Raw genomic sequence first — 6,359 nt, 5'->3', positions numbered from 1 at the left:
GCAAGTTAGCAAGTTAGCAACACTAGACTGCCAACCACTTGTGTCAAGCCATTGTTTTTAAAATCTGACTTTTAACGACTGATATCTGATATCTCCATGTTTGTTCGGCGTTAAAACGCCGCCTACGTCTCGTATCTCGCAAACTTTACTTTTTCCCCTAGCAACTCGCTAACTTTTGGAACTTCAATCTGACAGCTGACGGCTAAATATTAAAACCAAAAAAGCCAAGCGTTTCGCAACGGTTGGCTTTTTCAGATTTAGTTTTAAGTCTAGCCGCTTAGGCTAGTGCTCTGTAATTAGCTCAGGTTCATTTCCTGAATGATTTCGTGGGCAATTTCCGGAGTTGTACTGACCGGCTTTTCGTGTAGTTTGGCTTTCATTTGCCCTTTACGATGTTTAAGTGATGCATCAAGTTTTTTTGCAGCACCTGCGATAGCTGGGTACATCACATCATCTTCAGCTTTTACTGATAAACGTGCGCCTTCATAGGTTGTACTAATCTCAGCCTGATACTTATTGTGTTCTTTTGAAAGAATAATATCGAGTGATATTAATGATGGAAAATGGCTAGCAATTTTCGAGAACTTCTCGTTGATATGAGCTCTAACAGCCTCAGTAACGTCAACATGATGACCAGAAATATTAATCTTCATAGGGTATCCTTTTTTCTTGTTACCTCACAGTTAGTATTGGGGGCGAATTGAATTAACACAAGCGAAAATTGCAGATAATTAGTAATTGATTGTAACCACAGATGATTTAGATCATGCGTTGCGGATAAAATATGCAAAAGCCCGCATCACACGGGCTTTTCAGAAAGGTTAACAACTGCTCATTAACTATACGAACAACAGTAGTCAGCAAACTCGCTGACCTTTACTAGAAAGGTAACATTTGCATCAACCGTAAAAGACTCTCCAGCTTGCATCGTTTGCCATTCGCTCTCACCGGGTAATAGCACTTGCCAACTGCCACCGTTAAGCTCCATCAACTCTTTTTTACTCGTAGCAAACTCAAACTCACCCGGTTGCATAAAGCCTAACGTCTTCGTGCTGCCATCAGCAAATACCACAGTACGGCTAGACACTTTACCGTCAAAATACACATTGGCTTTTTTCAGCACACTTACATTATCAAACTGAGACATCCTCACTCCTGTTGTTTTGTTATTAAGTTACAGACAGTGCCAGTTGTCTGTTTAGCATTCAAGGGGAGCTGGGTGAGAAATAATCAAGTCGGGCTAGCTGTAAGCTGTCAGTTTTAAGCCGAAGGAGCAATTGTGGTAGGTCGTGCTTTAGCGCTATAAGAGGTTAAAGGATCAAAAAACAATTTAATTCTGTTTTTGTCAAATATAGTAACTAAAGCATAACCCCACTGATGTGACACAGGCACCTAGCACTGACGCACCTGCAAATGTTATACAGTTATCTGCCATGTAACTAACCACGCCACCATGAACAAAACCATTATTTTGCTTTAGCTCTTCTTTAATTTCTAAACGTAACTCAGTATAACCAGCTTCGAACTTTTCAAGCTCCGCACCTAATAAATTGCTAAATTATTGCTGAGCCAATATTTCCTTTCCAGTTTTTAATGTAACTTGCAATTGTTTACTCCTTTATTTGAACCTTAAAAACCTAATACTCAAAAAACAGTCGAAAACCCTTTGCTCATAAGAAGCTAGTAATGTTGGTTGTGCTTTAGCGGGTAAAGAGTTAAATAAATCATTAAGTTATCGATAGACAATGATAGCGCCACCAATAAGCGGCTAAAAATAGTTGGCTAGAATTTGTTATTCACGAATAAAGCCAACCATTTTTTTGTCCTCTGTTACAACTTTGCTAGCATTTTACTCAGGAGGAAAAAAGCTCCAAATATCAAGACCAAGTATATTTTTACACCACTCTTCAAAAGTATAGGTCTTTTCTTTTATAGTAAATTTTAGTGCCATTGGATAGGTTCTTATTTTCTCTTCATTAAGCAAGTCTACAAACTCAATATAGAAATCATCATCGAGGTCAGTATAAATATTAAGTTCATCAAATTCCCTCCTTACACAAGTTTCTATCAGGCAGCCTTTGTCTGTTACTACGCAAACATCTATTAAAGATGTAAGTTTGCACGTCCCTTTCCACTGAAGTTTAGCTGACCTTCTATGGCACTCTTGAGTAAATGAGTACTTTGTTTTTCCTGTAATTTTAAAAAACCAATTATCAATTACTTGTAGACACCCATCAATCTCATATTCACGCATCAATAACTCAAAAATTCTATCTTGTTTTAACTCTTTGCAATACCCTACGAAGAATAAGTCTCCTTTCTCATTTGCCAAAAGCTCTGACATTTTAGCTTCACGCTTTATACAATGCTGGACACCATTTTGGTTACATACTTCTATGAAATTGATTGAGTGATCTAAGTTACACACCGAAAATAACCTTTTAGTGAAAGAGGTATAGTCATGTGGAAACATGTACTTTTTTTTCTTTTTCCAAAACATTCTATAATTACCTTTTGAAGTGCAACATCTTATAGTGAGTTAATCACACATATTTCTGCTAACTTAACGCTCATTTTTCTACATTATTATAGTTTTAACAAATCATCTAACACATTACTATTATTAAGTTTTTCTTCTTAAAGAAAAATAAACAAGGCTGTTTGAATACCATAAAATCGGGAGTGAAATACCAATAAAATCGGGGCTGAAGAACCAAAAAAATCGGAGCTAAAGCTCCCTCCTACGATTTTATTTGGCACTGTGCTTTAAATAATTTTGATCTGACAGCTGAAAGCTTATGGCTGACAGTTCAGGAGACGCGCTAAAGCACGACCTACAACGACAGCGCGCGAAACAAGTTTCATGCCTACAAGCTCTTACCAACAAAAAAGCCCGCGCTGTGCTATACAGGGCGGGCTTTAAAATTTTAGCGGCTTAAGCTTAGAACAAGGCGTTTGCTTTGTTTACGATGTTTTCAACAGTGAAACCAAAGTGCTTGAATAGCTCGCCTGCAGGTGCTGACTCACCGAATGTAGTCATACCAACTACTGCGCCATTTAGACCTACGTATTTGTACCAGTAGTCTGCGATGCCCGCTTCGATTGCTACACGGCGTGTAACGCTTGCTGGTAGTACGCTTTCTTTATACGCAGCGTCTTGCTCATCAAATAAATCAGTTGAAGGCATAGATACCACACGTACTTTTTTACCTTGTGAACGAAGTTCTGCAGCGGCATCTTGTGCAAGCTGTACTTCAGAACCTGTTGCAATAAGGATAAGCTCTGGCTCACCGTCACAGCTAAGTACGTAACCACCTTTTTTCACATCGGCTAACTGTTGTGCAGTACGCGCTTGTTGCTCAAGGCCTTGACGAGTGAAAATGAGTGACGTTGGGCCATCTTTACGCTCAATAGCTTGTTGCCATGCAATCGCTGACTCAACTTGGTCACATGGGCGCCAGTTAACTAAGTTAGGCGTTAATCGCATGCTTGCGATCTGCTCTACCGGTTGGTGCGTCGGACCATCTTCACCTAAACCAATTGAATCGTGCGTGTATACGAAGATACTTGGTTGCTTCATTAGTGCCGCCATACGTACTGCGTTACGTGCGTATTCCATGAACATTAAGAATGTAGCACCGTAAGGAATAAAGCCTTTATGCAGTGCAATACCATTCATAATCGCTGACATACCAAATTCACGTACGCCGTAGAAAATGTAGTTACCGCTTGCATCGTTTGCTTCTAGGCCTTTTGAGCCATCCCAAAGTGTTAAGTTAGAACCAGCAAGGTCAGCAGAGCCACCCATGAATTCTGGTAGTAACGGACCAAACGCGTTTAATGCATTTTGTGATGCTTTACGTGTTGCAGGGTTTGCAGGGTTTGCTTGTAGCTCTTCGATGTAAGCTTGTGACTTTTCAGCCCAATCTGCCGGTAGCTCACCGTTTGTACGGCGCTTAAACTCAGCAGCAAGTTCAGGGTATGCACTTTCATAAGCTGCAAATTTTTCGTCCCAGCTTGCTTCTAGTTGCTTACCTTTTTCTTTGCCATCCCACTCGCTATAGATATCAGCTGGGATTTCGAATGCATCGCCAGTCCAACCAAGGAACTCACGAGATGCTTTAATTTCGTCTTCACCTAGTGGTGCACCGTGACAATCATGGCTACCTGATTTATTAGGTGAACCATAACCAATCACTGTTTTACAACAGATAAATGATGGCTTATCAGTAATGCTACGCGCTTCTTCGATAGCGGCGCGAATTGCATCAGGGTTATGACCATCAACATCGCTAACTACGTGCCAGCCGTATGCTTTGAAGCGCGCTGGTGTGTCATCGCTGAACCAACCTTCTACTTCACCATCAATTGAGATGCCGTTGTCATCCCAAAACGCAACTAGTTTACCTAGGCCTAATGTACCGGCTAATGAACAGGCTTCGTGTGAAATACCTTCCATTAAACAGCCATCACCCATGAATGCATACGTGAAGTGATCAACAATATCGTGGCCTTCACGGTTAAACTGTGCAGCTAGCGCTTTTTCGGCAATTGCCATGCCCACTGCATTTGTGATCCCTTGACCTAATGGACCCGTAGTAGTCTCAATACCTGGTGCATATCCATACTCTGGGTGACCCGGTGTTTTTGAGTGCATTTGACGGAAGTTTTTAATTTCCTCTAGTGGTAAGTTATAGCCACTTAAGTGCAGTAGAGAATAGATCAGCATTGAACCGTGGCCATTCGAAAGAATAAATCGATCTCGGTCTGCCCACTCTGGATTCGTTGGATTGTGCTTTAGATAATCGCGCCATAGTACTTCTGCGATATCTGCCATGCCCATAGGGGCGCCAGGGTGACCAGATTTGGCCTGTTGTACTGCGTCCATTGATAAGACGCGAATAGCATTTGCAAGTTCTTTGCGTGATGGCATGAATTCTCCTACCTTTATGTATTTGCGCTGGTTGTTTATGAAGCCCCATTCTTACTTATTGTAAGGGTACAGTGCAATTAAAAATCCGCATTAAATGCACCATTTATGGGCGTTTGTTAAGAACAATACGTTATTACTAATTTTAAATGGACGTCTAGGCGTAAAATTACTATGCAAACATATTTGTTTTAGATAAAATACGCCCCTTAATTTTTTAGCGCTATTACCGACGTTTGTGAAGCGCAATATTTGTGAGCAGAAATACAATGGCAAAACATTTATTTACTTCTGAATCTGTTTCTGAAGGTCATCCGGATAAAATCGCGGACCAAATCTCTGACGCGGTTCTAGATGCTATCTTAGAGCAAGATTCTCATGCCCGTGTTGCATGTGAGACTTACGTTAAAACTGGCATGGTGATGGTTGGTGGTGAAATCACAACTAGCGCTTGGGTTGATATCGAAGAAATCACACGTAAAACAGTACGTGAAATCGGTTACACGCACTCAGACATGGGTTTCGATGCTGACTCTTGTGCAATCCTAAACACTATCGGTAAACAATCTCCAGACATCAACCAAGGTGTTGACCGTGCTCGACCTGAAGAGCAAGGTGCTGGTGACCAAGGTCTAATGTTCGGTTACGCATGTAATGAAACTGACGTGTTAATGCCTGCACCAATCACTTATTCACATCGTCTAGTTCAGCGCCAAGCTGAAGTTCGTAAAAGCGGTGAGCTTAACTGGTTACGCCCAGATGCAAAATCTCAAGTAACGTTTGCATACGAAAATGGCAAGCCTGTTGGTATTGATGCCGTTGTTCTTTCAACTCAACACTGTGATTCAATCTCACAAAACGACTTAGTTGAAGCGGTAATGGAAACGATCATTAAGCCAGTTCTTCCAGCTGAGCTAATCTCTAGCGCAACTAAGTTCTTCATCAACCCAACTGGCCGTTTCGTAATCGGTGGCCCAATGGGTGACTGTGGTCTTACAGGTCGTAAAATCATCGTTGATACATACGGCGGTATGGCCCGTCACGGTGGTGGTGCTTTCTCTGGTAAAGATCCATCAAAAGTTGACCGTTCAGCTGCATATGCTGCTCGTTACGTTGCTAAAAACGTGGTTGCTGCTGGCCTTGCTGACAAATGTGAGCTACAAGTTTCTTACGCTATCGGTGTTGCAGAGCCAACATCTATCAGCATCGAGACATTTGGTACAGGTAAATTAGAAGAAGCGCGTCTAATCGAATTAGTACGTGAGCACTTCGACCTACGTCCTTACGGCTTAATCCAAATGCTTGATCTTGAGCGTCCTATCTATCAACCGACTGCGGCATACGGTCACTTCGGTCGTGATGAGTTCCCTTGGGAGCGTACAGACAAAGCAGACGCACTTCGCGCAGCTGCTGGCCTGTAATAGGTTAG

The 6,359-nt window shown here is 41.7% G+C and carries 5 protein-coding genes; 1 reads left to right on the top strand and 4 read right to left on the bottom strand.

The features are described from left to right. Nucleotides 1-296: 296 nt before the first annotated feature. The 4 genes from hpf to tkt form a co-directional block, all read right to left on the bottom strand. Nucleotides 297-653 carry a ribosome hibernation-promoting factor, HPF/YfiA family gene (hpf, locus tag CWC02_RS15860; protein ID WP_054551132.1) on the bottom strand — a complete coding sequence of 119 codons (357 nt, stop codon included), beginning with the start codon at nt 651-653 and terminating at the stop codon, nt 297-299. 182 nt (nt 654-835) lie between these two features. Beyond that, the gene (gene ppnP / locus CWC02_RS15855; RefSeq protein WP_054551131.1) at nt 836-1,147 is read right to left on the bottom strand and encodes a pyrimidine/purine nucleoside phosphorylase; all 312 of its coding nucleotides are present in this window, start codon (nt 1,145-1,147) and stop codon (nt 836-838) included. Nucleotides 1,148-1,849: 702 nt separating this feature from the next. Further along, on the bottom strand, nt 1,850-2,500 hold the full coding sequence (locus CWC02_RS15845) for a hypothetical protein (RefSeq protein WP_138599688.1): 651 nt from the start codon (nt 2,498-2,500) through the stop codon (nt 1,850-1,852). A 441-nt stretch (nt 2,501-2,941) separates the two neighbouring features. Then, nucleotides 2,942-4,933, bottom strand: coding sequence for a transketolase (gene tkt / locus CWC02_RS15840; RefSeq protein WP_138619276.1), 1,992 nt, complete (start codon nt 4,931-4,933; stop codon nt 2,942-2,944). Between the two features lie 266 nt (nt 4,934-5,199). Between tkt and metK the strand changes: the two genes are divergently transcribed. Next, nucleotides 5,200-6,351, top strand: a complete 1,152-nt coding sequence (gene metK / locus CWC02_RS15835; RefSeq protein WP_054551125.1) for a methionine adenosyltransferase — start codon at nt 5,200-5,202, stop codon at nt 6,349-6,351. The last annotated feature ends 8 nt before the right edge of the window (nt 6,352-6,359 follow it).

This window comes from Pseudoalteromonas sp. S2721 (assembly GCF_005887425.1).
Taxonomy (GTDB): Bacteria; Pseudomonadota; Gammaproteobacteria; order Enterobacterales; family Alteromonadaceae; genus Pseudoalteromonas; species Pseudoalteromonas simplex.
Note: the sequence above shows the minus strand (reverse complement) of the source record. Positions and strands in the feature narration are given on the sequence as shown.